The organism is Enterobacter cloacae complex sp. S3 (assembly GCF_014930495.1).
In the GTDB taxonomy this organism is placed as follows: domain Bacteria; phylum Pseudomonadota; class Gammaproteobacteria; order Enterobacterales; family Enterobacteriaceae; genus Enterobacter; species Enterobacter asburiae_B.
Genome location: NZ_JADBRD010000010.1, coordinates 55,722 through 82,340 on the forward strand (window position 1 = coordinate 55,722; position 26,619 = coordinate 82,340).

Consider the following 26,619-nt stretch of genomic DNA (forward strand, 5'->3'; position numbering starts at 1 on the left):
GTTCCGGCTGGCGATTTTCTCGCCAACCGGTAACGGCTTTACGACGGGGGTCACGGAGTTTCAGGAAATAATAACGAATCGCGCAATAAATGATCGTTACCGCGACGGCGGGTGAAGCCGATGCGGTTGAAATACTCCAGGATCTGAATCGCCAGCTTGCGGCCTACGTTCAGCCGGTCGCGGAAATCGGCTGCGCAGGTAGAGCCCCGCTCCAGATCCAGCTCGCGGATCAGGTTCGCAAAGGCCACAATACGATCGTTACGGTAATAACGATCTTTCACGATCGCGACTATCAGCCCCTGCTGCTGCGCATGGCGCAATACCTGACGCATCACCTGCTCGTCGGTATTCGTTTCGCGGGCCAGATCGCGAACCCACCACGGCTCATCGCCAAACAGCGAGGCCACTTTTTGCCATACCGCTTCTTGCTCTGCGGTGAACCCGGCCTTGTGATCCGGCAGATGGAGCCAGCCGTGGTGGCTTTTGATCGCCCCGCTTTCGCGCATGTTTTCAATCAGCAGCAGCACCAGCGCATCGTCTTCCATCGGCAGCGCCATGCGCCGCAGACGCTCACGGCCCGGGCCAGGCTCATCCTGATGCTGTTCATGGTATGTTGCGAGCGTGTTCAGTATCTTACGCTGCCAGTTCGCAGCAACCGGGGCGTTTAGCAGACTGTTTCCAGCCTGAATAAAGCCCGGCTGTTGGGCCAGCAGGCGTAACCCTTCCTCGCTCAGCTGGCGTGCCCATGCAAAATCACGCAGGCTCACCGCACCGCGCTCAAGATGCACCCGCAGCGCGGCGTTATCATCGCTGGCCTGCACCAACGCTGCCAGCCACTGCAGATATTCAGGCTTACGCTTGCCGCGTCGCGGCGGATTCAGCGCGACCACCCGTGCCCCGGCCAGCGTTTCCCGCGCGGAAATATCACGCAGAACCAGACGATCGTTGTCTGCAAGCCAGAGCGGTGAATCGAATACCAGTTCGGCAAGATCGTTTTCCAGCAGCGACACGCGCCCGGTGATATGGCTGGCCGCGTGGTGAATATGCAGCGGCTGCCATTGGGTCAGGGGCACGTTTGTCTGCAGGGAGACAATGACGCGTTCAGACGGCTCAGGAGGGGCATCGGCCAGCAGCCAGTCCCCGCGGTTAAGCTGCTCTTTTTCCGCATCCCCGGTAATGTTCAGCGCGATCCGCTGCCCGGCATGAGCACGCTCCGCGGGCTGGTTTTGCGCATGTAAGCCACGCACGCGCATCGCCTTGTTAACGCCCGTCAGCCAGAGCGTATCACCTACGTTCACTTCACCGCTCAGCGCCGTCCCGGTCACCACCAGCCCCGCGCCTTTGACGGTAAACGCCCGGTCAATTGCCAGACGGAAGCGGTGATGGCTGGCGTGGTCACGCGACGAAAGCTGCTGTAAGTGGTGGCGAAGTTCATCGATACCGCACCCTTCTGTCGCCACGGTGACAAAAAGCGGGGCATCGGCAAAACCATACTCCTGCAAGGTCGCCTGTACCGCTTCGCGCACTTCGCTGACGCGAGCGTCATCCACGCGATCGGCTTTGGTCAGCGCCACGGTCAGCTGCGGGTTACCGGTCAGCTGCAGGATCGCCAGGTGCTCACGAGTTTGCGCCATGACGCCATCATCGCAGGCCACCACCAGCAGGGCATGATCGATACCCCCCACGCCCGCCAGCATGTTGGACAGAAACTTTTCATGCCCCGGAACATCAATAAAACCCAGCACGCGACCATCAGGCTGGGGCCAGTAGGCATAGCCCAGATCGATGGTCATGCCGCGCTTTTTCTCTTCCGGCAGGCGGTCGGCGTTTATGCCGGTAATCGCCTGCAGCAACGTGGTTTTTCCGTGGTCGACATGACCGGCGGTGGCAATAATCATTTCAACAACATCTCCAGAAATCGCTCTTCATCTTCAAGGCAGCGCAGATCCAGCCACATTCGGCCATCGTAAATCCGCCCGATAACCGGCGCGGGAAGGCCACGCCAGCGCGACGACAGGGCTTCAAGGTGGCTGCCGCGCCCGTCACGCGGGGTGAACGTGAGCGCTTCACTCGGCAGCCTGTCCACCGGCAGCGAACCGCTGCCAATCTGCGACTGGCAGGGTTCAATGCGAACGTCAAAATCGGGATAGTGCGGGGCAATGCGCGGCAGCAGTAATTCGGCCTGGGCGCGAATCGAAGCGGCATCGCGGGTTAACAGACGCAGCGTGGGGAGGCGGTCGGCCAGTTTCTCCGGATGGAGATAAAGCCGCAGCGTCGCCTCCAGCGCGGCAAGCGTCATTTTATCGGCTCGCAGGGCGCGCTTAAGCGGATGCTGCTGCAGCTTCGCAATCAGCTCGCGCTTGCCGACGATAATCCCGGCCTGCGGCCCGCCAAGCAGCTTGTCGCCGGAAAAGCTGACCAGGCTAACGCCTGCGGCAATCATCTCTTGCGGCATCGGCTCTCTCGGCAGCCCGTAAAGGCTCAGATCCACCAGCGAGCCGCTGCCGAGATCGGCAATCACCGGAATATTCAGTTCGCGGCCAATCGCCGCCAGCTCTGCCTCTTCAACCGTTTTGGTGAAGCCTTCAATATGGTAATTGCTGGTGTGGACCTTCATCAGCAGGGCGGTATTTTCATTCACCGCCGCGCGATAATCTTTCGCATGGGTACGGTTAGTAGTGCCCACTTCATGCAGCGTGCAGCCCGCCTGGCGCATCACGTCCGGAATACGAAACGCCCCGCCAATCTCCACCAGCTCGCCGCGGGAAACCACCACCTCTTTGCCGCTGGCAGTCGCCGCCAGCATCAGCAGCACCGCTGCGGCGTTGTTATTCACAATGCAGGCATCTTCCGCGCCGGTCAGCTGGCACAGCAGGTCCGCCAGCGCCCGGTCACGATGCCCGCGTCCGGCGCCGTCCAGATCGTACTCCAGCGTCACGGGCGCCCGCATGGCCTGTACAACCGCCGCAACCGCCTCTTCCGCCTGCTGCGCGCGGCCCAGGTTGGTATGGAGCACGGTACCGGTCAGGTTAATCACCGGGCGTAATGCGCTTTGCGCTTTCTCATCCAGCCGGTGCTCAACTTCCTGCTCCCACGCCGCGCACCAGTCGGGCAAGGCGTTTTCTGCCTGAATAGCGCATCGGGCTTCGTCCTGAAGCAGGCGTAACATCTCCACCGTCGCGGTATGGCCGAAGCGCTCAACGGCAGCATGAATGCGGGGCTCGCGAAGGAGACGGTCGGTAGCGGGGATCTGGCTGTACAGCGAATGATGAGTAGTCATGAAAGCGCCTGGCGAGTAAATATCTTCCCCCCTCCCGACGGGAGAGGGAGTTAACATGTGGAGGGATTGTACCGCCTCCGACGCCGAAGTGTTATAACCCGCGTCAAGCCTTTGGCGGTTCTGTCCGGGCAAAGCTCTCGCGGCTAAAAAGCGTGTCTGCCAGTTTCACCAGCAGCGGACGGTCGACGCACCAGCCAGGGGAAACCCGGCGGAAGTTGAGATAGCCGATGGCGCAGGCGATAGCGATAGTTGCCAGGTTCAGGCTGTCGGTTTGAATCTTTCCCTCCCGGATAAGCTGTTCGCACCTGTCCAGGCTGCGGCTGATTTTTTCCCGCTGGCGTAACAGTTCCGTTTCCGACTGCTGGGCGGCGGGCCTGGCCTGCTCACGCACGGAGGTTAACGCCGCATCCATAATGCCATCGGCCAGGGCTTCAATTTGCTTCACCGCCAGCGCCGCTTTTGGGTCAGCCGGCAGCATTGCCGGGGCAACGCCCAGCAGCTCGATATACTCCGCAATAATCGGGGAATCGAACCAGTATTCGCCCTCGTCCGTCACCAGCGCCGGGACTTTCCCCAGCGGGTTGTACTGCGCGACGCCGTTTTCAGCGTTGTAGGGCTGTTCATTGATGAATTCAAATTCAATCCCTTTCTCCAGCAGGAGAATCGAGATTTTTCGCACGAAGGGACTGGTGTAGCTACCGATGAGTTTCATTGCCTGATCCTTGATGCCGGAAAAAAGTCAGTATGGATCAAGCGATGAAAAAAGGGCAGGTACGCGTGTCGCATTCCTGCCCTGGAAGGATTAGTGATCGAGGTAGAGGTAGTGCATCCAGCTGGTCATACGCAGCAATACTTTACGCATCACCGAGACGTGGGCGAAATGGTCCGAGTAGACCGCCACCTGGGCATAGATACCGTCTGGCAGCGCATCGACTTCCGCATTCGGATCCAGCTCAATCGTACCCAACACGCCGTCCGTTCCCGGCACCACCGTCAGCGACTGCAGCGCGCCCTGCGCCTGATAGGAGCCTCCCGGCACCACCGGCAGAATACTGGTGAGTTTACCGGTAAACACCTGGCCCGGCAGCGCGTTAAACACCACTTCCGCTTCATCGCCCGGCTTCAGACGCAGCAGCGAGTTCTGACGGAACTGGGCCACGATCTGACGCTTCTGTTCAGGAATAAAGACCATCACCGGACGCAGCGGCAGCGCGGCGGCGTACGTCCCCGGACGGATCAGCACCTGGGTGATGTAGCCATCGCTTGGCGCACGGACCACGGTCTGATCCAGGTTGTATTTGGCTTCAGCAAGCTGCGCGCGTAAGGAGGCAATCTGCGACTGCTCGCCGTTCACCATGCTGTCCAGCTGGCTTTGAATCTGCGTCTGTTCGGCAACGGAGCCTTTCACCATCGCATCCTGTGCGAGATAATTTTGCCGCGCGTTGTCGATATCGCTTTCAGAAAACGGATTCACTTTTGCCTGGCTGCCTTTCAGGTAGCGCTGATAATCTTTAAACAGACGATCGCGTTCAGCCGACACGCGGGTGGTATTGGCGACCGCTTCCGAAAGCTGCGCTTTCAGATTGTCGATATTGTGCGTTGCGGTCACCAGGTCGGCCTGGAGTCTGTCGACGCGCGCCTGGTAGCGGCCCGGATCCAGTTTAAATAACACTTCGCCTTTTTTAATTAGCTGGTTATTTTTATCGGTCACTTCACTGACCACCCCGGTAACCTGCGGCGTAATTGGAATAGAAATAACCGCCTTTTGCGCCGTAAAGGTGTACGGATGGTTATAGTTCATTAACAGAATAAGCCCGGCAACAATAAACACCCCGCCTAATGTCGCGGTGGCAAGCGTCCACTGATTTACCGGAATACGGAATATTTTAAAAATCACCCAGGCAAATGCCACATAGGTCAAAATAATTAACAGATCCATGATTAGCGCTCCAGCGTGTTTTTATCAGCGGCGGGCTGTACCGCGGCCAGCTTTTGTTCTAATTCGGCCACGCGTTTGGCCAGCGCATCCATGCCCGGAACCTCATCAGGCTTGGTGATGTGGTTTTGCATCCCCCAGCCGCGATCTTCACGGTACAGCGTGGCCCATATCCACAGGAACGGCCAGATGGCATGGAGCGTAAACAGGCTAATCCAGCCTGCCGTGTGAATCGCATCGGCATGCGGATGGTTTCGCTTTTTGGCCATATTATAAGGAATGTCATGGATGGCGATGATTCCATAAAAAAGAACCAGAAATACAAAAATCAATACGCCCAGCGCAAAATAGTTGAGAAACATATTCTCCTCACTTAAACAACGTCAACTCATTTAATTAATAAAACAGTACGCAACCTAATTAATTTATTTTGAAATACAGAAGGTATACTGGTTATTTCAGAGCCGGGGAGTATCGTTTTTTATAATATCTCCATGCAAGTTTATAAGCGTGTCAAAATATATCCTGAATAATAATATACTTAACCTTACAATATGAGCGTAATCCACGTTTTAACTTTTCGCCATACCACACTTCAAAAGTGGTTTTTTAGCTTAACGTGTCGCGCTATGCCATCCTGACGCCGAATCGCTAAGCAGAGTTTGCCGCCGATCACAGCCGGAGAAATCTGCATAAAAATATTTTGTGAAATCAGTCACAATCCAGAAACAAACCCACAAAACCAAATCGTGACAACCATCACATAAAAGGGTGGTTTTTGCCGCATTTCTCGCCGTCGTATTTTTTTTGCCCACCTTTTTTGTGACTAAGATCACCTCATTGACATCCACACCCCCTACCTTTACGTGATATGCGTCACACAAATTTTCACTGTCTGGACAGTTGAACGATTCAGTGCCAGATTTCACAGCATCAGAACAGGGCCCGGCTACCTCTGCCGCCTCATTAACAATAAACCTCGGGCCGCAAGCCTAAGCGTAAACAGAAGAAGGGGTGTTTTATGTCATCCGATTTCAAGATCAAAGTTCAAAGCTTTGGTCGTTTCCTCAGCAACATGGTGATGCCAAATATCGGCGCGTTTATCGCGTGGGGTATCATCACTGCATTGTTCATTCCGACAGGGTGGTTGCCTAACGAAACGCTGGCGAAACTTGTTGGCCCAATGATTACCTATCTCCTGCCGCTGCTCATCGGTTTCACCGGTGGTCGTCTGGTGGGCGGTGACCGTGGTGGCGTAGTGGGTGCCATCACGACCATGGGTGTTATCGTCGGTGCGGATATGCCGATGTTCCTCGGTGCAATGATTGCCGGTCCTCTGGGCGGCTGGGCGATTAAGAAATTCGACGTCTGGGTTGATGGTAAGATCAAATCCGGCTTCGAAATGCTGGTGAACAACTTCTCTGCGGGCATCATCGGGATGATCCTCGCGATTCTGGCGTTCCTCGGCATTGGCCCTGCGGTTGAAGTGCTGTCCAAAATTCTGGCGGCAGGCGTTAACTTTATGGTGGCGCACGACATGCTGCCGCTGGCGTCTATCTTCGTTGAACCGGCGAAAATCCTGTTCCTGAACAACGCCATCAACCACGGTATCTTCTCGCCGCTGGGTATTCAGCAGTCTCACGATCTCGGCAAGTCTATCTTCTTCCTGATTGAAGCCAACCCGGGTCCGGGTATGGGCGTACTGCTGGCGTACATGTTCTTTGGTCGCGGCAGCGCTAAGCAGTCTGCTGGCGGTGCGGCAATCATTCACTTCCTGGGCGGTATCCACGAAATTTACTTCCCGTACGTGCTGATGAACCCACGCCTGATCCTGGCCGTTATCCTTGGCGGTATGACCGGCGTGTTCACCCTGAGCGTGCTGGGCGGCGGTCTGGTGTCTCCAGCTTCTCCGGGGTCTATCCTGGCGGTGCTGGCGATGACGCCAAAAGGAGCGTATTTCGCTAACATCGCGGCCATCTGTGCGGCCATGGCCGTCTCCTTCGTGGTCTCTTCTATCCTGCTGAAAACCAGCAAAGTGAAAGAAGACGACGATATTGAAGCGGCGACCCGTCGTATGCACGACATGAAAGCCGAATCCAAAGGCGCAACCCCGCTGGCGGCTGGCGATGTGTCTAACGACCTGAGCCACGTGCGTAAAATCATCGTTGCCTGTGATGCCGGTATGGGTTCCAGCGCAATGGGTGCAGGCGTGCTGCGTAAGAAAGTGCAGGATGCGGGTCTGACCAACATCTCCGTCACCAACAGCGCCATTAACAGCCTGCCGCCGGACGTTGACCTGGTCATCACGCACCGCGACCTGACCGAACGCGCCATGCGCCAGGTGCCGCAGGCACAGCACATCTCGCTGACCAACTTCCTCGACAGCGGCCTGTACACCAGCCTGACCGAACGTCTGGTTGCGGCGCAGCGTCACGAAGACAACGAAGTGAAAGTGCGCTCAAGCCTGCAGGACAGCTTTGACGAAAGCAACGCCCACCTGTTCAAACTGGGTGCGGAAAACATCTTCCTCGGTCGCACAGCGGCAACCAAAGAAGAAGCGATTCGCTTTGCCGGCGAGCAGCTGGTGAAAGGCGGCTACGTTCAGCCTGAATATGTCGACGCAATGCTGGAACGCGAAAAACTGACGCCAACCTACCTGGGCGAATCCATCGCGGTTCCGCACGGTACGGTTGAAGCGAAAGATCGCGTCCTGAAAACCGGCGTCGTATTCTGTCAGTATCCGCAGGGCGTGCGCTTCGGTGAAGAAGAAGACGACATCGCCCGTCTGGTGATTGGTATCGCCGCTCGCAACAACGAGCACATTCAGGTGATTACCAGCCTGACCAACGCGCTGGACGATGAGTCTGTCATTGCGCGTCTGGCCAGCACCACCAGCGTGGAAGAAGTCCTGGCACTTCTTAACAAATAAGTCCTCTTCCCTCTCCCCTCTGGGGAGAGGGCTAGGGTGAGGGGAAAAGTTCCTCACCCCAGCCCTCTCGGGTAAAAACATTGATGAAGGTTAACACTATGAAAGCATTACATTTTGGCGCAGGTAATATCGGTCGTGGTTTTATCGGTAAACTGCTGGCAGACGCGGGCATTACGCTGACATTCGCCGATGTGAATCAGGTGGTCCTGGATGCCCTGAATGCGCGTCATAGCTATCAGGTCCATGTAGTCGGTGAAAACGAGCAGGTTCAGACGGTGTCCGGCGTCAACGCGGTCAGCAGCATCGGGGAAGACGTTATCGACCTGATCGCCAGCGTCGATCTGGTCACCACGGCCGTGGGTCCGGTCGTCCTTGAGCGCATCGCCCCTGCGGTTGCGAAAGGCCTGGCAAAACGTAAAGCGCAGGGCATCGACACCCCGCTGAACATCATCGCCTGTGAAAACATGGTGCGCGGCACCACGCAGCTGAAAGGCCACGTGCTCAACGCTGTAGCAGATGAAGACAAAGCCTGGGTTGAAGCGCACGTCGGGTTTGTGGATTCCGCCGTGGATCGCATCGTTCCGCCGTCTGAATCCGCCACCAACGACCCGCTGGAAGTGACCGTGGAAACCTTCAGCGAGTGGATCGTTGATAAAACCCAGTTTAAAGGCGCCCTGCCGACCATTCCGGGAATGGAATTAACCGATAACCTGATGGCATTTGTCGAACGCAAACTCTTCACGCTGAACACCGGGCATGCTATAACCGCGTACCTCGGAAAATTGGCCGGTCATCAGACCATTCGTGATGCGATCCTCGATGAGAAGATCCGCGCGGTGGTAAAAGGGGCAATGGAAGAGAGCGGCGCGGTGCTGATCAAACGCTACGGTTTTGATGCTGATAAACACGCAGCATACATCCAGAAAATCCTCGGTCGCTTTGAAAATCCGTATCTGAAAGATGACGTTGAGCGCGTGGGCCGTCAGCCTCTGCGCAAACTGAGCGCGGGCGACCGTCTGATTAAGCCGCTGCTGGGCACGCTGGAATACGGCCTGCCGCACGCCAACCTAGTGAAAGGCATTGCCGCCGCGATGCACTACCGCAGCGAGCAGGACCCACAGGCGCAGGAACTGGCTCAGCTTATTGATGACAAAGGCGCGCAGGCTGCGCTGGCGCAGATTTCCGGTCTGGACGCCAACAGCGACGTGGTTGTGGAGGCGGTTAACGCATACAACGCAACCAAATGATGCACAGTGCGGCGCAGGTTAACCTGCGCCCAGATAATAGATTGTCAGATATGCAGGCAATAATGGAACAAACCCAGGCCTTTGAAAATCGTGTGCTTGAGCGTCTGAATGCTGGCAAAACCGTACGAAGCTTCCTGATCGCCGCCGTCGAACTGTTAACCGAGGCGGTGAATATCCTGGTGCTTCAGGTGTTTCGCAAAGACGACTACGCGGTAAAGTATGCTGTAGAACCGTTACTGGACGGAGACGGACCGCTGGGCGATTTATCCGTGCGTCTGAAGCTGATTTATGGTCTTGGCGTGCTCAACCGACAAGAGTATGAAGATGCGGAGCTGTTAATGGCGCTGCGCGAAGAACTCAATCATGACGGTAATGAGTACACCTTTACCGATGATGAGATCCTGGGGCCCTTCGGCGAGCTGCACTGCGTCAGCGCGCTCCCCCCTGCTCCCCATTTTGATAACAGCGACCCTGAGCTCTACGCGATGCAAAAGCTGCGTTATCAACAGGTTGTCCGTTCCACGATGGTTCTCTCCCTGACTGAGCTGATTTCCCGAATCAGCTTAAAAAAAGCGTTTCAGAAGTAAGCCCGCTCACATTGGTGTATCCTTCCCTGTAAATTCCCCGTTTTCAGAGTTATTTGTCATGAAAGAAGTCGAAAAGAACGAAATTAAACGCCTGAGCGACCGCCTGGATCTGATCCGCCACCAGATGGCTGGCCTGTCACTGGTCGATTCCGCCGAGAAGTACGCCGAGCTGGAAAAAGAAGCCGCCACGCTGGAAACAGAAATCGAGCGTCTGCGCGAAGTGAAAGGCCAGAAGCTGAGCAAAGAAGCGCAGAAGCTGATGAACATGCCGCACCGCCGCGCGATCACCAAAAAAGAACAGGCCGACATGGGCAAGCTGAAAAAAAGCGTCCGTGGTCTGGTGGTGGTACACCCGATGACCGAGCTTGGTCGCGAAATGGGCCTGAAAGAAATGACGGGCTTTTGTAAGACCGCGTTCTGATACTTCCCCCTCTTCCTGTGGGAGAGGGCCGGGGTGAGGGCATCAGGCCCCACCCCGCTTCAAATTGGCCCAACCAATCCCCCTTTTCTTTCTTCCCCGGTTCACAATTCCATTATTTCCGCTCACAAACTCATTGCCTGACCATAACATTTGGTTAACCATTCATTGTCATTAACCCTACAACACAACATTGGCAGGACCACTTTTACACAACCTGTGACGCAGAGTTGAGCGGAGACTCACCCGCAGCGCAGGCTGTCTGGTCCCCAGGAGACCTGCATGAGCCTCTGGCAACAAAACTACGACCCGGCCGGAAATATCTGGCTGTCGAGCCTGATCGCATCGCTTCCGATCCTGTTCTTCTTCTTTGCGCTGATTAAGCTCAAGCTGAAGGGCTACCTCGCCGCGACGTATACCGTTGCTATCGCCCTGATGGTGGCGCTGTTCTTCTATAAAATGCCGGTCGATCGCGCGCTGGCCTCCGTCGTCTATGGTTTCTTCTACGGCCTGTGGCCAATTGCGTGGATCATCATCGCGGCGGTGTTTGTCTATAAAATCTCGGTGAAAACCGGGCAGTTCGACATAATCCGCTCGTCGATTCTTTCCATCACGCCGGACCAGCGCCTGCAGATGCTGATTGTCGGCTTCTCCTTCGGGGCATTTCTTGAAGGCGCGGCAGGCTTTGGCGCACCGGTGGCGATCACCGCCGCGCTGCTGGTCGGGCTGGGCTTTAACCCGCTCTATGCCGCGGGCCTGTGCCTGATTGTGAACACCGCGCCGGTTGCGTTTGGCGCGATGGGTATTCCGATTCTGGTGGCCGGACAGGTCACCGGGCTGGACAGCTTCGAGATCGGCCAGATGGTCGGCCGCCAGCTGCCCTTCCTGACCATTATCGTCCTGTTCTGGATCATGGCGATTATGGACGGCTGGCGCGGCGTGAAGGAGACCTGGCCTGCGGTGATGGTGGCGGGCGGTTCGTTCGCTATCGCTCAATACCTCAGCTCGAACTTCCTCGGCCCGGAGCTGCCGGACATCATCTCTTCGCTGGTGTCGCTGGTCTGTCTGACGCTGTTCCTGAAGCGCTGGCAGCCGGTGCGTATTTTCCGCTTCGCCGACATGGGCGCCTCGCAGGTTGATCAAACCCTGGCCCGTACGGGCTATACGGCAGGACAGGTGATCCGCGCCTGGTCGCCGTTCCTGTTCCTGACCGCAACGGTCACCCTGTGGAGCATTCCGCCGTTTAAAGCCCTGTTCGCCCCGGGCGGCGCGCTGTACGACATGGTGATTAACATCTCCGTACCGTTCCTCGACAAGATGGTCGCCCGTATGCCGCCGGTGGTGCACGCCGCTACGCCGTATGCCGCGGTCTATAAATTCGACTGGTTCTCCGCCACCGGTACCGCCATCCTGTTTGCCGCTATTCTTTCCGTGGTGTGGCTGCGTATGAAGCCTGCGGCCGCGGTGCAGACCTTTGCCGCGACCGTTAAAGAGCTGATGCTGCCGATTTACTCCATCGGCATGGTGCTGGCGTTCGCGTTTATCTCGAACTACTCCGGCCTGTCATCGACGCTGGCGCTGGCGCTGGCCCATACCAGCCACGCTTTCACCTTCTTCTCGCCGTTCCTCGGCTGGCTGGGGGTGTTCCTGACCGGTTCCGATACCTCGTCTAACGCCCTGTTTGCCGCCCTGCAGGCAACGGCAGCCCAGCAGATTGGTGTGTCGGACGTCCTGCTAGTGGCCGCGAATACCACCGGCGGCGTGACCGGGAAAATGATCTCTCCACAATCCATCGCCATTGCCTGTGCGGCGGTGGGACTGGTCGGTAAAGAGTCGGATCTGTTCCGCTTTACCGTGAAACACAGCCTGATATTCACCTGCATGGTCGGGGTGATCACCACCCTGCAGGCCTATGTCTTAACCTGGATGATCCCATGATAGTGATACCCAGACGCCTGTCCGACGAGATTGCCTCTCGCGTGCGGGCGCTGATTGAAGAACAACAGCTTGAAGCGGGCATGAAGTTGCCCGCCGAACGCCAGCTCGCCGCCCAGCTTGGCGTGTCGCGCAATTCACTGCGCGAGGCGCTGGCGACGCTGGTCAGCGAAGGCGTGCTGGTGAGCCGTCGCGGCGGCGGCACCTTTGTGCGCTGGCAGCATGACGACTGGTCCGAGCAAAACATCGTGCAGCCCCTGAAGACGCTGATGGAGAACGACCCGGACTACAGCTTCGACATCCTTGAAGCGCGTCACGCCATCGAAACCAGTACCGCCTGGCACGCGGCCATGCGGGCAACCGACGCCGACAAAGAGAAACTCATCGCCTGCTTTGAGGCCACGCAAAGCAGCGACCCGGACATCGCCTCCCAGGCGGACGTCCGTTTTCACCTGGCGATTGCCGAGGCGTCGCACAACGTGGTGCTGCTTCAGACCATGCGCGGGTTCTTCGACCTGCTGCAATCCTCCGTGAAGCAGAGCCGCCAGCGCATGTATCTGGTTCCGCCGGTTTTTGCCCAGCTCACAGAACAGCACGAGGCGGTGCTCAACGCCATTCTGGCCGGTGATGCCGAGGCCGCACGCAAAGCGATGATGGCGCATCTCGGTTTCGTGCACACCACCATTAAACGATTCGATGAAGACCAGGCCCGACAGGCGCGTATTACCCGTCTGCCTGGCGACAGTGATATTTCCAGGGAGAACAAAGCATGATTATTTCAGCAGCCAGTGACTATCGCGCCGCGGCGCAGCGCATTTTGCCCCCGTTCCTGTTCCACTACATTGACGGCGGGGCGTATGCCGAATACACCCTGCGCCGCAACGTGGAAGATCTGTCGGAAGTGGCCCTGCGCCAGCGCGTGCTGAAGAATATGTCTGACCTGAGCCTTGAGACAAAGCTGTTCAACGAAACGCTCTCCATGCCCGTGGCGCTCGCGCCTGTAGGCTTATGCGGCATGTATGCCCGCCGCGGTGAAGTGCAAGCTGCCGCTGCGGCGGATGCCAAAGGCATTCCGTTTACGCTTTCCACCGTGTCCGTCTGCCCGATTGAAGAGGTAGCACCGACCATCAAGCGCCCAATGTGGTTCCAGCTGTACGTCCTGCGCGATCGCGGGTTTATGCGCAACGCGCTCGAGCGAGCCAAAGCGGCGGGCTGCTCCACGCTGGTCTTTACCGTCGATATGCCAACGCCCGGCGCGCGCTATCGTGATGCCCACTCCGGCATGAGCGGCCCGAATGCTGCGCTCCGTCGTTACTGGCAGGCCGTGACCCACCCACAGTGGGCGTGGGATGTCGGCCTGAACGGTCGGCCTCACGATCTCGGGAATATCTCGGCATACCTCGGTAAACCGACCGGGCTGGAAGATTACATCGGCTGGCTGGCGAACAACTTCGATCCGTCGATCTCGTGGAAAGACCTGGAGTGGATCCGCGAGTTCTGGGACGGCCCGATGGTCATCAAAGGGATCCTCGATCCGGAAGATGCCCGCGACGCGGTACGCTTTGGCGCAGACGGGATTGTGGTATCTAACCACGGCGGACGCCAGCTTGACGGTGTGCTCTCTTCCGCACGCGCCCTGCCGGCCATCGCCGATGCGGTGAAAGGCGATATTGCGATCCTGGCCGACAGCGGCATCCGCAACGGGCTGGACGTGGTGCGAATGATTGCGCTGGGCGCCGACAGCGTGCTGCTGGGGCGCGCGTATCTGTATGCGCTGGCGACGGCGGGCCAGGCAGGGGTGGCGAATCTGCTCAACCTGATCGAAAAAGAGATGAAGGTAGCGATGACGCTGACAGGTGCAAGAACGATTAGCGAAATCAGTAAGGATTCTCTGGTGCAGGAGTTAAGCAAATTACCGGCGGCGCTGGCTCCCCTGGCTCAGGGAAACGCGGCCTGACCTTCTCCGATTAATCCCCCTTTCTCACGCGCCCGATTTTCCCCTCGGGCGCTTTTTTACGCCAAAAATAACATCTAGATAACATATTGGATAAGAAAATTTGACATCCCCCTGCCGCCCGCAATTGTATAGACAAGCAAATACAAGAACACAAAAACAACATCAGATTGGAGTGGAGCGTATGGCGTATTCAGGTAAGGTGGATATTCAGCAGGTGATCGATGAGAGTCCCTTTTCAGGGTTTCACTGGCTGCTCATTGTGTTGGGCTTTCTGGTTCTGGCGATCGATGGTTTTGATACGGCAGCGATGGGTTACATCGCGCCTACGCTGTCGGCAGAATGGGGGATACACAAACAGGATCTGGGGCCGGTGCTGAGCGCGGCGCTGCTGGGGCTATCGCTGGGCGCGCTGATTGCCGGTCCGGTATCGGACCGGATGGGGCGCAAGCGCGTGCTGGTCTTTTCGTGCCTGTTCTTCGGCCTTGCGAGCCTGGGGACGGCCTGGGCGCAAAGTCTGAATACGCTCACGCTGTGGCGCTTTCTGACGGGCCTGGGCCTCGGTGCCGCAATGCCTAACGCCATCACGCTGATCTCGGAGTTTGCCCCCCAGCGCTGTCGCGCCATGGCGATTAATACCATGTACTGCGGCTTCCCTCTGGGTGCGGCGGGCGGCGGCGCGATCTCTTCCTGGCTTATCCCCCATCACGGCTGGCGAAGCGTGCTGCTGACCGGGGCGATTGCGCCGCTGATTTTAACGCTGCTGCTGGGGCTGTTTTTACCGGAGTCCGTGAAGTTTCTGGTGCAGCGCGGGAAAGACGTCATGCAGGTCCGCCGTATCGCCAGCCGGTTCGCCCGCAGCACGCTGGATGGCGTCACGGGCTTTTTCCTGGCGGAGGAGAAAGTCGCCTCTAAAAAAGGGAGCGTGTCGCAGCTGTTTTCTATGCCCTGGCTGCCCGGCACCCTGATGCTGTGGGTGACCTATTTTATGGGGCTGGTGATTTACTACGTCCTGCTTAGCTGGATGCCAACGCTGATGCAGGGGATGGGCTATGCTCTGGCGGAATCCGCCTGGCTCACCTCGCTGTTCACCTTCGGCGGCACCGCAGGCATTCTGCTCGCGGGCTGGATGATGGACCGCTGGGAAGCGCATAAAGTTGTCGCGTGTGGTTTCGTGCTGACAATGGGCCTAATTCTTTTACTGGGTATTGAGCATAACCATATCGCTCTGTTTGGTGGGCTGATTTTCCTGATGGGGATCGCGATGAACGGTGCGCAATCGGGCATGCAAACCCTGGCCGCCACCTTTTACCCTACCGAGTGCCGCGCGACGGGCATCGCCTGGATGCAGGGGATCGGCCGCTTTGGCGGCGTGGCGGGAACCATGACCAGCGCCCAGCTTCTCGCTATGCAGTGGCAGGCAGACAGTATTTTAATGATCCTCAGCGTGCCCGCTCTGGTGGCCGCTGCGGCAACCGTCTACAAAATGCTGTACAGCCGCTCGCAGGAACCCGGCGTCGCGTAGTTCCTCTCTTTTCTGCTATTCTGCCCCCGCAATTAAGGGGGCAGCATGCTTAACATCGTTTTATTCGAACCAGAAATTCCGCCAAATACCGGCAATATCATCCGCCTGTGTGCCAACACCGGTTTTCGTCTGCATATCATTGAGCCGATGGGCTTTACGTGGGACGACAAACGTCTGCGTCGCGCAGGGCTGGATTATCATGAATTTACCGCCGTCGTTCGCCATCACGATTACGCCGCGTTTCTGGAAGCCGAAAAGCCGCAGCGCATGTTCGCCCTGACCACCAAAGGTACGCCAGCGCATAGCGCCGTGAGCTATCAGGCAGGTGACTATCTGATGTTTGGCCCGGAAACCCGCGGCCTGCCGGCCACGATCCTGGATGCCCTGCCCGCCGAGCAGAAAATCCGTATTCCGATGATGCCGGACAGCCGCAGCATGAACCTGTCGAACGCGGTGTCGGTGGTGGTGTATGAAGCATGGCGCCAGCTGGGGTATCCGGGCGCCATTCTCAGAAGTTAAATGCCGTCACCATACTCGAACGTATGGTGAATGCCGTTGAAGTGCTGATCCATGTCCATGGAAGGCTTATCGCTGTCTGGTTTACCGACGATGCGCGCCGGTACGCCAGCGGCGGTGGTATGCGGCGGCACGGGCTGGAGCACCACGGAGCCTGCGCCGATCTTCGCGCCGCGCCCGACTTCGATATTGCCGAGGATTTTGGCACCCGCGCCAATCATCACCCCTTCACGAATTTTCGGATGGCGATCGCCGCTGGTTTTACCGGTACCGCCCAGGGTAACCGACTGCAGGATCGAGACGTCATCTTCAATGACCGCTGTTTCCCCGACGACAATCCCGGTGGCGTGGTCGAGCATGATCCCGCGGCCAATCTTTGCCGCCGGGTGAATATCGACCTGGAACGTCACGGAAACCTGGTTTTGCAGGAAGATCGCCAGCGCGCGACGGCCTTCATTCCACAGCCAGTGGCCGATGCGGTAAGCCTGCAGGGCGTGGAAGCCTTTCAGGTACAGCAGCGGCGTAGAATATTTATCGACCGCCGGGTCACGCGTGCGCACGGCCTGGATATCGCAGGCGGCAGAGGCGATCATTTCCGGGTCTGCGGCGTAAGCCTCTTCCACCACTTCACGAATGGCGATAGCAGGCATGATCGAGGAAGCCAGCTTGTTGGCGAGCATATAGCTCAGCGCGCTGCCGAGATTTTCGTGCTTGAGTAGCGTCGCGTGGTAGAAACTGGCCAGCATAGGCTCGCAGTCGGCCAGCGCCCGGGCTTCGGCTTTAATATTGTTCCAGACGATATCCAGTTCTTCACACGGCATTGCTTACTCCAGACGATAGTTAATGACCAGCCAGTTCTGCGCTGGCTGGGTCATTCAGGTGACAACGGTTCCGACTAGTTACTGCTGCGCTCGTCCTTGCGCGCACGACCTAATAAGGTCAATGCTGCCTCGCGCGCATTTTTTCCGCAATACAATACCTGATAAATTTCCTCGGTTATTGGCATTTCGACACCGAAACGGTGCGCCAACTCGCGGACTTCCCTGGTATTGCGGTAGCCTTCAACCACCTGACCAATCTTCTCCTGCGCGCCTTTAACATCGCTGCCCTGTCCGAGCATCATGCCAAAACGGCGGTTACGAGACTGGTTATCGGTACAGGTCAGCACCAGGTCGCCCAGGCCAGCCATCCCCATAAAGGTGGCCGGATCGGCACCCAGCGCTTCGCCCAGGCGGGACATTTCAGTCAGCCCTCGGGTGATCAGCGCCGTACGCGCATTGGCACCAAAACCAATGCCGTCTGACATTCCGGCACCAATCGCAATCACGTTCTTCACCGCACCGCCCAGCTGCACGCCGATAAAATCGGGGTTGCTGTAGACGCGGAAGCTCTTGCCGCAGTGCAGCAGCTGTTGAAGATCGTCGGAGAAGGCCTGATCGGTGGAGGCCAGCGAAATCGCCGTCGGCAGGCCAGCGGCCAGCTCTTTGGCAAAGGTCGGGCCGGAGATGACCGCCAGCGGGATCTCATCACCCAGCGCTTCGCGGGCAACGTCCTGCAGCAGGCGTCCGGTTTCGGCTTCCAGTCCTTTTGTCGCCCAGACAATGCGCGCATCCGGGCGCATCAGCGGCTTAATCTGACGGAGCACGTCGCCAAATACATGGCTCGGAACCACAATCAGAATGTTACGGCTGGCCGCCAGCGCGGTCGCAAGGTCGCTTTCAAGGTGCAGGGAGTCGGGGAACGGAACGTCCGGAAGAAACGCCACGTTACAACGGTCGCGTTGCAGCGTTGCGATATGTTTTGGATCGTGGCCCCAGAGAACCACTTCGTGACCATTTCTTGCCAGCGTGATGGCAAGAGCGGTGCCGTATGAGCCGGCACCGATCACAGTCATTGACGCATTAACAGTGCTCATCAGGCATCCTGATGTTGTTCAGCACCTTCGCCAGCTTGCTGCTGCAGATAGTTCATGAACAGCGCATCAAAGTTAACTGGCGCAAGGTTCAGTTGCGGGAATGTACCGCGAGAAACCAGGCTGGTGATGCATTCACGCGCATACGGGAACAGAATGTTCGGGCAGTACGCACCCAGGCAATGCGCCATCTGGTTGCCTTCGATACCGCCGATAGAGAAGATGCCGCCCTGCTGTACTTCACACAGGAATGCAGTTTCTTCACCCAGAGATGCGGTAACGGTCACACGCAGCACGACTTCATACACGTCATCTGCCAGTTGGGTAGATGCGGTATCCAGATCAAGTTTAACCTCTGGCTGCCAATCTTTCTGGAAAACATGTGGCGCATTTGGCGCTTCGAAAGAGACGTCCTTGGTGTAGATACGCTGGATCTGGAAAGTCATCTCGGTGTTGTTTTGTTCTGACATGGAAATACCCTTTTTAATTGTCCTAAAGTCTCTTAGCTCAGCAGCGGATCGAGTCCACCACGGGCATCGAGCGCATACAAGTCATCACAGCCGCCAATGTGCTGCGCATCAATAAAAATCTGCGGAACCGTCGTGCGACCACTACGTTTGATCATCTCTTCGCGTTTAATCGCGTCACCGTCGATCGGCAGTTCCTGGAACGTGACGCCTTTGCTGTTCAGCAGCGCTTTCGCACGATGACAGAACGGGCACGTCGCTTTGGTATAGATCTCAATATTGGCCATGACTGAACTCCTTATTTACCGCGTACCAAAGGAAGATTTTCCCCGCTCCAGCCGGAAATACCTTCTTTCAGCACCGTTACGTTTTCGAAGCCTGCTTTATGAAGCGCGCTGGCAGATTCCTGTGCCTGCATGCCGGTCGCATCGACAACGATAATCGGCTGGGCTTTGTGTTTCTCAAGCTCACCGACGTTGTTCGCTTTGATTTCAGCTGGCAGCAGGTTGATTGCGCCCGCAATGTGACCTTTACGGAAATCGTCACGCTGACGCAGATCGACCACGACGGCATCTTCTTTGTTGATCAGACGCGTCGCTTCACCACGGGTGATAACCTTAATTTTAGACGTCAGGCTCTTAAATGTGGTGAACAGCACAGCAGCCAGCAGGCCAATCCACGCGATGCTCAGAACCGGATGGCGGCTAACGAATTGCATAATTTCTTGCATGGAGGGTAACTACTCCCGACTAAGTGATAAAAAAAACCAGGACAGGAGTATACCTGTGCGTTCTGGCAAATACAGCCAGCGACCATAACCTAATCCATTTTCTGCGGCATGCCACCTAAAAAAATGCCTCAAAATGGTCTGGTGTACATCTTGCCCCTGCGCTTTCTTTGATCTTCTGCGGCTATTTGATCGATTCAGCTGTAGTAAAATTACGCAAATTTTGACTCTTGAGCATGAGGTTGTCGCAATGTCGGTTTCTAAAAAACCTATGGTACTGGTGATTCTGGATGGCTATGGCTACCGTGAAGATAGCCAGGATAACGCTATTTTCAACGCCAAAACTCCGGTCATGGATGCCCTGTGGGCGAAACGTCCGCATACGCTGATTGACGCGTCTGGCCTGGAAGTGGGTCTGCCGGACCGCCAGATGGGCAACTCCGAAGTCGGTCACGTAAACCTGGGCGCCGGACGTATTGTGTATCAGGATCTGACGCGTCTGGACGTTGAAATTAAAGAACGCACCTTCTTCTCCAACCCAACGCTGTCTGGCGCGGTCGATAAAGCCGTTGCCGCTGGCAAGGCCGTACACATCATGGGCCTGCTCTCTGCTGGCGGCGTTCACAGCCACGAAGATCACATCATGGCGATGGTTGAACTGGCCGCCGAGCGCGGTGCGGAAAAAATCTATCTGCACGCCTTCCTGGACGGTCGCGATACGCCACCACGTAGCGCAAAAGGCTCTCTGCAAGCCTTCGAAGAGAAATTCGCCGCGCTGGGCAAAGGCCGCGTAGCGTCCATCATTGGCCGTTACTACGCTATGGACCGCGACAACCGCTGGGATCGCGTTGAACAGGCCTATGACCTGATGACCCTGGCAAAAGGTGAATTCCAGTTCGCGACCGCCGTTGAGGCGCTGGAAGCGGCCTATGCACGTGATGAAAACGACGAATTCGTGAAAGCGTCCGTGATTCGTGCTGAAGGCCAGGCCGACGCCGCCATGGAAGATGGCGACGCGCTGATCTTCATGAACTTCCGCGCTGACCGCGCGCGTGAAATCACCCGTGCGTTCGTCAACAGCGACTTCGACGGTTTTGCCCGTAAGAAAGTGGTAAACCTCGATTTCATCCAGCTGACCGAATACGCGGCAGACATCAAAGCGCCTTGCGCGTATCCGCCAGCATCTCTGGCAAATACCTTTGGCGAGTGGATGGCTAAGAACGACAAAACGCAGCTGCGTATTTCCGAAACTGAAAAATACGCGCACGTGACCTTCTTCTTTAACGGCGGCGTTGAAGAGCCGTTCAAAGGCGAAGACCGCATTCTGATCAACTCTCCGAAAGTCGCTACCTACGATCTGCAGCCAGAAATGAGCTCTGCAGAATTGACTGAAAAACTGGTTGCGGCCATAAAGAGCGGTAAGTACGACACCATCATCTGTAACTACCCGAACGGCGACATGGTGGGTCATACCGGGGTGATGGAAGCGGCAGTGAAAGCGGTTGAAGCGCTGGACCACTGCGTTGAGCAGGTAGCGAAAGCGGTTGAAGCCGTTGGCGGCCAGCTGTTGATCACCGCTGACCACGGTAACGCTGAACAGATGCGCGACCCGGCGACCGGCCAGGCACACACGGCCCATACCAACCTGCCTGTTCCGCTGATTTATGTGGGTGATAAATCACTGAAAGCGGTGGAAGGCGGCAAGCTTTCTGACATCGCGCCAACCATGCTGTCGCTGATGGGTATGCCGATCCCTGAAGAGATGACTGGTAAGCCGCTGTTCATCGTGGAATAATCGCTCCCCATGAGGGGAAAGGCGATTTTTTCAATCACATGGGTCGTGAAGCCGCTTAGGTTATCAGTCAGACCTCTGTTTTACGCCAGCGCACTCAGCGCTGGCGTATTGCTGTGCGCCGCATCCGCCCACGCGGATGACCGCGACCAGCTGAAATCCATTCAGGCCGATATCGCCGCCAAAGAGCGTGCGGTACGCCAGCAGCAGCAGCAACGCTCCGCCCTGCTCGCCCAGCTCAAGCAGCAGGAAGAGGCGATCTCCGCCGCCACGCGTAAACTCCGTGAAACGCAAAACACCCTCGCCCAGTTGAATAAACAGATCGACGAGATGAACGCGTCGATTGCCAAACTCGAGCGCCAGCGTGACGCGCAGGAGCGTAATCTTGCCGCACAGCTTGATGCCGCATTCCGCCAGGGTGAACATACCGGACTCCAGCTGATCCTCAGCGGCGAAGAGAGCCAGCGCGGCCAGCGCCTGCAGGCCTACTTTGGCTATCTCAACCAGGCGCGTCAGGAGACGATCGCGCAGCTGAAGCAGACGCGCGAAGAGGTCTCCACGCAAAAAGCCGAGCTGGAAGAGAAGCAGAGCCAGCAGCAGACGCTGCTTTACGATCAGCAGGCCCAGCAGGCGAAGCTTGAGCAGGCGCGCAACGAGCGTAAGAAAACCCTTTCCGGCCTTGAATCCTCCATTCAGGAAGGTCAGAGCCAGCTGAGCGAAATGCGCGCCAACGAATCAAAACTGCGTAACAGCATCGCCCGTGCGGAAGCGGCGGCGAAAGCGCGCGCCGAAAAAGAGGCTCGCGAGGCGCAGGCCGTTCGCGATAAGCAGCAGGAAGCGTCCCGCAAAGGCACTACCTACAAACCAAGCGAGAGCGAACGTTCCCTGATGTCGCGTACCGGCGGTTTGGGCTCTCCTCGCGGTCAGGCTTTCTGGCCCGTTCGCGGTTCAATTCTGCATCGCTATGGCGAACAGCTGCAGGGTGAGCTACGTTGGAAAGGGATAGTTATCGGTGCGTCTGAAGGTAGCGAAGTAAAAGCCATTGCCGATGGCCGCGTGATTCTGGCCGACTGGCTGCAGGGTTACGGTCTGGTGGTGGTGGTCGAACACGGTAAAGGTGACATGAGCCTTTACGGCTACAACCAGAGCGCGCTGGTCAGCGTCGGCACGCAGGTGCGCGCAGGCCAACCCATCGCCCTTGTGGGCAGCAGTGGCGGTCAGGGCCGCCCGTCACTCTATTTCGAAATTCGTCGCCAGGGTCAGGCGGTCAATCCACAGCCGTGGTTGGGAAGATAAGTTTTGCTTCAATTTCGTCGAATGGTTTTCTCCGTCGTCAGCGTGCTGGCGCTGGCTGCACCAGTATACGCAGGTAAACTCGCTATCGTGATTGATGACTTCGGTTATCGTCCACACTATGAAAATCAGGTGCTGGCGATGCCGTCGGCCATCTCTGTCGCCGTCCTTCCAAATGCGCCCCACGCGCGTGAGATGGCGACCAAAGCCCATAACAGCGGTCATCAGGTGCTGATCCACCTGCCGATGGCCCCGCTCAGCAAGCAGCCGCTGGAAAAAGACACCCTGCGCCCGAACATGAGCAGCGAGGAGATCGAGCGCATCATCCGCGACGCCTACAACAAAGTGCCGTATGCCGTAGGGCTGAACAACCATATGGGCAGCGCGATGACATCAAGCCTGTACGGGATGCTCAAAGTGATGCAGGCGCTGGAGCGTTACAATCTCTACTTCCTCGACAGCATGACCATCGGCAACAGCCAGGCGATGCGTGCCGCTCAGGGAACGGGCGTAAAGGTGATTAAGCGCAAGGTGTTCCTGGATGATACCCAGAACGAAGCCGATATCCGCATGCAGTTTAATCGCGCGGTACAGCTGGCCCGCCGCAATGGCTCAGCCATCGCCATCGGTCACCCGCACCCGTCTACCGTTCGCGTCCTGCAGCAGATGCTGCCGACCTTGCCTGCCGATATCACGCTGGTGCGTCCGAGCGATCTGCTGAACGAGCCGCAGGTAGATACCTCTACACCAAATTCAGCGCAGCCCGTCCCTACAGCGCCGCGTAATCCGTTCCGCGGCGTGAAGCGCTGTGTACCGAAGCAACCGCTTGAACCGGTCTATGCAACCCGCTTCTTCTCCGTCATCGGAGACAGCATCAGTAACAGTACCCTGGTGAAATACGTCCAACAGCAGTGGCAGGGATGGGGTAAGAAAGCCTGACGCTTATTTCGCAATCTGAGAGTCCGTCTGCTCGTTAGCAACGGACTCTTTTTTTTCCTGATGCTGATACCAGGATTTGAAATACTTCAAAAAGCTATAGGCTGTGGCATACAGTCCCGTCACCACCCCCACTTTGCCCTTACGCCAGGCGCCGCTAAACAGATACCATTTGAAAAAGCCCCGATGGCGCTGATTACGCCGCGTCCAATTGAGGGCCGTATTTTTTGATGTTGAACCAGGCGGGTTGTATAACAATTTAATTTGTTAAAAAGCTCATGCAGCGTAGGAAACGTATCATGTTTTACATAGCCCGGAATACGTTCACAACGGAGAAAACCTTCGACCTGATCGTCTACCGGTCGGTTATTAAACCGGGACTGTTTACGATTAAAAAGACGCACAGGATAATCAGGGGATGAAACTGGATAAATCGTCCGGACTTCTTCACCCAGAACAAACCAGTGGCGACATATTCGCCATGCCATTCCGGGGTCTGGCTCATCGCCTGCTTTTAACGTTAAAATGGCATTAACCGTTTCCTGGTCAAGAATTTCGTCGCTGTCGATGCACAGGACCCAGTCATTGCTGGCTAAGGATATAGCATGGTTCATCTGCTCGCCATGCCAGCTAAATTTTTTATAGACAGGTAGCAGTCCAAAACTTTCACAAATATATCGTGTTTTGTCCGTACTGCCAGAATCGACCACGACAATTTCATCCGCTATTTTCAAAAGAGGCGGGATAACATCGTGCAATAATCTTTCAGAATTAAACGTTAATAAGCAGACCGTTATTTTAAACATTTTCCCACTCTCAATAGCAGCCTAAATTAATATTATTAATACTATATAAATGAGTAGAGACGATTAAAGTCCTGAATCACACTTTTCAAATAAGCACGCTTGAAATTTTGTCTAATTCTCAAGAGCAATAAAATAGAAAAATCTATTTTATTTCAACAGATTCTTTATAATGCAGTCAGATGAAGGGTAGCACACGGATTCAGACATGCCGCACAAAAGTAAAATTCTCCTCCTGGATACGGGTAAAGAATGGGGGGGAGGCACCAACAGTATGCTTGAGCTCCTGAAGCGAATCAATCGCGATAAATTCGATATTACCTGTTGTTTTTACAGTGATTATAGTCGTGCTGAAGGTGAGACGATTGGCCAGGTGCTCAACGGCATCGGCATCCCGCTCATCGTGATCCCTCAACGTCCGCAGCCGGTCTGGGCCAAATTGTTGAAGGAAGCGGGACGTAGCCTGCTGTTTTTCTCACGCAGCGCCCGCAAGGCATTGACGCGTCACGTGGATATCATGTGGCGCATCAGGCCTAACGTCAGCAAAATCGAGACCCTTTTCACGCAGGGCGGTTTCGATACGCTCTATATGAATAACCAGCCGGGCTCAAACGAGGAAGGCTATCTGGCGGCGGCGAACCTGCAGGCGCGGTTGATCCAGCACTGCCGCATTGAGCCCGTTTTGACCCCGCCGCTGGTAAAGCTGGTTAATGCCCATGCCACAAAAATCATCGCCGTCTCGCACGGCGTTGAACGCGTGTTGCTTGAGCATGGCGTCCGGCCCGAACTGTGTACGACGGTCAATAATGCCATCGACATCCACCAGCCTTTACCTGACCGACGCGCGATGCGCCAGTGCCTGAACATTGATGACGACACGTTTGTGTTCGGCAGTATCGGGTCGTTAATCCCTCGCAAAGCCAACCACCACACGCTGGAGGCGCTGGCACAATTCAGCCAGAAGCATCCCGAGGCGAAATGGAAAATGGTGCTGGTCGGCGAAGGTGCCGAACGCCGCGCTTTAGCGGAACAGGCCCGAATGCTGGGAATTGAAAACCACGTCATCTTCACCGGTTTTCAGAATACCCCATTTGATTACCTCGCTACGTTTGACGCCTTTATTCTGGCCTCAAAAAGCGAAGGGCTACCGCGCGTGGTGCTGGAAGCGATGCTTCTCAATATCCCCGTGATTGGCTCTCAGGTGACCGGCACGGCGGAACTGATTGACCATGATTCGACAGGGCTGCTCTTCCCCTGGAGCGATGTTTCACAGCTTGCACAGCATCTGGACAATATCTGGGCAGACGCGGATCTGCGGGCTCGACTGGCTGCGGCTGCATACCAGAACGTCTGTCATACCTATGCCATCGAAAACTATGTCAGCGGTGTCGAAGCCGTGCTTGGCGCGCACTAACCAAACGAGATAACTATGTTTAAATTTCTTAATGCTCGCTATCGTCATATCACCGGGCGACACAACATTCCTTACAGCTCTCTGCCCGTGACGGGCGCGCTTGCTGCGGTGGATTCTATTGTGATTCCGTGTACCGGCGCAGATTTCGTCGAAGAAGCATTACTCTCTGCCACCTTCGCGGAACGTTATGCCACCGGGGTAAGCGAAATCGTCATCGTCAGCGATCAGCCTGAATCCGCCTTTGGGGTACTGCCGCCTAAAACCCGCGTCGTGACGCTTAACCTTCCCGTACGTGAGGAAAGTTACCGCTATAAGCAGATCTACCTCAGCCGGCTGGTGAAGCTTAACGCCCCGCTGCAGGCTCGCGGTGAAGGGGTATTGATGATCGATTCCGATCTCAACTTGCTGAAAATGCCAGAGATCAACATGGCCGATATGCACATTTACTCCAGCTTCCGTCAGGGCAAAATGATTGCCAAGCTGGACGGTGCGCCAGTGGAGAAAGTGCCGGCGTATTACAAAGAGACGGTGCGCCCGTATCTGGTCGATCACGTTAACGGCGCGTTTCTTGCGGCAACCAAAAAAACCTGGCGCCGTATCTGCCCGCTGTGGCTGACGCTGTTCCAGGATACCTGGGAGCTGATGGATGATACGCAGCCGCCGACCGATCAGCTGCCGCTCGCCGCGCTGCTGGACATGCTGGATCTAAAAACGGTTAACCTGGGTGACTGGATGAACTGGCCGGTCTCGAAAAAAATTGGCGGTCAGGAAGCCGTTGTACCGAAAGAGGTGATTGGCGCGCACGGCGGTTTCCCTCTCTCCGAATGGCAGAAGTACCTTGAATCGCCGGATAACAAACTGCTGTTCAAAGGTCAGGACTACACCCGCAAGGTGCGCTACCTGACGGATGAAGAGAAAAAGAAGCAATAAAATAAGGGGCCTGAGGCC

The 26,619-nt window shown here is 56.5% G+C and carries 24 protein-coding genes and 1 pseudogene; 14 read left to right on the forward strand and 11 right to left on the reverse strand.

Going from position 1 to position 26,619, the window contains the following annotated elements:
* Positions 1-50: 50 nt before the first annotated feature.
* The 5 genes from selB to IM317_RS05515 all read right to left on the reverse strand — a co-directional run bounded on the left by selB (position 51) and on the right by IM317_RS05515 (position 5,578).
* Entirely contained in the window at positions 51-1,898 is a 1,848-nt protein-coding gene (selB, locus tag IM317_RS05495; RefSeq protein ID WP_033147020.1) for a selenocysteine-specific translation elongation factor, read from the reverse strand.
* Positions 1,895-3,280: an L-seryl-tRNA(Sec) selenium transferase gene (gene selA / locus IM317_RS05500; protein ID WP_033147021.1), complete on the reverse strand. Its 1,386-nt coding sequence runs from the start codon at positions 3,278-3,280 to the stop codon at positions 1,895-1,897. Before selA ends, selB begins: the two co-directional genes overlap by 4 nt.
* Before the next feature lie 103 nt (positions 3,281-3,383).
* The gene (locus IM317_RS05505; RefSeq protein ID WP_033147022.1) at positions 3,384-3,992 is read right to left on the reverse strand and encodes a glutathione S-transferase; all 609 of its coding nucleotides are present in this window, start codon (positions 3,990-3,992) and stop codon (positions 3,384-3,386) included.
* Positions 3,993-4,082: 90 nt separating this feature from the next.
* Positions 4,083-5,219: an HlyD family secretion protein gene (locus IM317_RS05510; RefSeq protein ID WP_033147023.1), complete on the reverse strand. Its 1,137-nt coding sequence runs from the start codon at positions 5,217-5,219 to the stop codon at positions 4,083-4,085.
* A gap of 2 nt (positions 5,220-5,221) precedes the next feature.
* Complete coding sequence (locus IM317_RS05515; RefSeq protein ID WP_023334046.1) at positions 5,222-5,578, reverse strand: DUF3302 domain-containing protein; 357 nt, start codon at positions 5,576-5,578, stop codon at positions 5,222-5,224.
* A 659-nt stretch (positions 5,579-6,237) separates the two neighbouring features.
* Between IM317_RS05515 and IM317_RS05520 the strand changes: the two genes are divergently transcribed.
* The 9 genes from IM317_RS05520 to trmL all read left to right on the forward strand — a co-directional run bounded on the left by IM317_RS05520 (position 6,238) and on the right by trmL (position 16,330).
* Complete coding sequence (locus IM317_RS05520; RefSeq protein WP_023309922.1) at positions 6,238-8,145, forward strand: PTS mannitol transporter subunit IICBA; 1,908 nt, start codon at positions 6,238-6,240, stop codon at positions 8,143-8,145.
* A gap of 98 nt (positions 8,146-8,243) precedes the next feature.
* The gene (gene mtlD, locus IM317_RS05525; protein ID WP_033147024.1) at positions 8,244-9,392 is read left to right on the forward strand and encodes a mannitol-1-phosphate 5-dehydrogenase; all 1,149 of its coding nucleotides are present in this window, start codon (positions 8,244-8,246) and stop codon (positions 9,390-9,392) included.
* Complete coding sequence (mtlR, locus tag IM317_RS05530) at positions 9,389-9,979, forward strand: mannitol operon repressor MtlR (protein ID WP_033147025.1); 591 nt, start codon at positions 9,389-9,391, stop codon at positions 9,977-9,979. Before mtlD ends, mtlR begins: the two co-directional genes overlap by 4 nt.
* Positions 9,980-10,037: 58 nt before the next feature.
* Entirely contained in the window at positions 10,038-10,400 is a 363-nt protein-coding gene (locus IM317_RS05535; RefSeq protein WP_010436679.1) for a YibL family ribosome-associated protein, read from the forward strand.
* A gap of 279 nt (positions 10,401-10,679) precedes the next feature.
* Positions 10,680-12,335, forward strand: a complete 1,656-nt coding sequence (lldP, locus tag IM317_RS05540; RefSeq protein WP_023309919.1) for an L-lactate permease — start codon at positions 10,680-10,682, stop codon at positions 12,333-12,335.
* Positions 12,332-13,105, forward strand: a complete 774-nt coding sequence (lldR, locus tag IM317_RS05545) for a transcriptional regulator LldR (RefSeq protein WP_033147026.1) — start codon at positions 12,332-12,334, stop codon at positions 13,103-13,105. Before lldP ends, lldR begins: the two co-directional genes overlap by 4 nt.
* Positions 13,102-14,289 carry a quinone-dependent L-lactate dehydrogenase gene (lldD, locus tag IM317_RS05550; RefSeq protein WP_029740822.1) on the forward strand — a complete coding sequence of 396 codons (1,188 nt, stop codon included), beginning with the start codon at positions 13,102-13,104 and terminating at the stop codon, positions 14,287-14,289. Before lldR ends, lldD begins: the two co-directional genes overlap by 4 nt.
* Positions 14,290-14,470: 181 nt before the next feature.
* Positions 14,471-15,811, forward strand: coding sequence for an aromatic acid/H+ symport family MFS transporter (locus IM317_RS05555; RefSeq protein ID WP_033147027.1), 1,341 nt, complete (start codon positions 14,471-14,473; stop codon positions 15,809-15,811).
* Positions 15,812-15,856: 45 nt separating this feature from the next.
* Complete coding sequence (gene trmL, locus IM317_RS05560) at positions 15,857-16,330, forward strand: tRNA (uridine(34)/cytosine(34)/5-carboxymethylaminomethyluridine(34)-2'-O)-methyltransferase TrmL (protein WP_033147028.1); 474 nt, start codon at positions 15,857-15,859, stop codon at positions 16,328-16,330.
* Here the strand turns inward: trmL and cysE are convergent.
* The 5 genes from cysE to IM317_RS05585 all read right to left on the reverse strand — a co-directional run bounded on the left by cysE (position 16,327) and on the right by IM317_RS05585 (position 19,436).
* Positions 16,327-17,148, reverse strand: coding sequence for a serine O-acetyltransferase (gene cysE, locus IM317_RS05565; protein WP_008502718.1), 822 nt, complete (start codon positions 17,146-17,148; stop codon positions 16,327-16,329). The two genes, trmL and cysE, sit on opposite strands and share 4 nt — an antisense overlap.
* A gap of 74 nt (positions 17,149-17,222) precedes the next feature.
* Positions 17,223-18,242, reverse strand: a complete 1,020-nt coding sequence (gene gpsA / locus IM317_RS05570; protein WP_033147029.1) for an NAD(P)H-dependent glycerol-3-phosphate dehydrogenase — start codon at positions 18,240-18,242, stop codon at positions 17,223-17,225.
* Positions 18,242-18,709, reverse strand: a complete 468-nt coding sequence (secB, locus tag IM317_RS05575) for a protein-export chaperone SecB (protein WP_003860835.1) — start codon at positions 18,707-18,709, stop codon at positions 18,242-18,244. The genes gpsA and secB overlap by 1 nt, the downstream gene beginning before the upstream one ends.
* 32 nt (positions 18,710-18,741) lie before the next feature.
* On the reverse strand, positions 18,742-18,993 hold the full coding sequence (gene grxC / locus IM317_RS05580; protein ID WP_023309914.1) for a glutaredoxin 3: 252 nt from the start codon (positions 18,991-18,993) through the stop codon (positions 18,742-18,744).
* An 11-nt stretch (positions 18,994-19,004) separates the two neighbouring features.
* Positions 19,005-19,436 (reverse strand): rhodanese-like domain-containing protein, encoded by a 432-nt coding sequence (locus IM317_RS05585; RefSeq protein ID WP_023309913.1) that lies wholly within the window; start codon positions 19,434-19,436, stop codon positions 19,005-19,007.
* Positions 19,437-19,683: 247 nt separating this feature from the next.
* Here IM317_RS05585 and gpmM point away from each other — a divergent pair, with 247 nt between their 5' ends.
* From gpmM to IM317_RS05600, 3 genes are read left to right on the forward strand one after another with little or no spacing between them, the layout of a single operon-like run.
* The gene (gene gpmM, locus IM317_RS05590; RefSeq protein WP_033147030.1) at positions 19,684-21,228 is read left to right on the forward strand and encodes a 2,3-bisphosphoglycerate-independent phosphoglycerate mutase; all 1,545 of its coding nucleotides are present in this window, start codon (positions 19,684-19,686) and stop codon (positions 21,226-21,228) included.
* A gap of 33 nt (positions 21,229-21,261) precedes the next feature.
* Complete coding sequence (gene envC / locus IM317_RS05595; protein WP_229231479.1) at positions 21,262-22,521, forward strand: murein hydrolase activator EnvC; 1,260 nt, start codon at positions 21,262-21,264, stop codon at positions 22,519-22,521.
* Positions 22,522-22,524: 3 nt separating this feature from the next.
* Positions 22,525-23,457 carry a divergent polysaccharide deacetylase family protein gene (locus IM317_RS05600; RefSeq protein WP_033147031.1) on the forward strand — a complete coding sequence of 311 codons (933 nt, stop codon included), beginning with the start codon at positions 22,525-22,527 and terminating at the stop codon, positions 23,455-23,457.
* 3 nt (positions 23,458-23,460) lie between these two features.
* Here the strand turns inward: IM317_RS05600 and IM317_RS05605 are convergent.
* Positions 23,461-24,260: pseudogene (locus IM317_RS05605) on the reverse strand (glycosyltransferase family 2 protein).
* 205 nt (positions 24,261-24,465) lie between these two features.
* Here IM317_RS05605 and IM317_RS05610 point away from each other — a divergent pair.
* On the forward strand, positions 24,466-25,671 hold the full coding sequence (locus tag IM317_RS05610) for a glycosyltransferase (protein WP_033147032.1): 1,206 nt from the start codon (positions 24,466-24,468) through the stop codon (positions 25,669-25,671).
* Positions 25,672-25,686: 15 nt separating this feature from the next.
* Positions 25,687-26,601, forward strand: coding sequence for a hypothetical protein (locus IM317_RS05615; protein ID WP_033147033.1), 915 nt, complete (start codon positions 25,687-25,689; stop codon positions 26,599-26,601).
* Positions 26,602-26,619 lie beyond the last annotated feature (18 nt).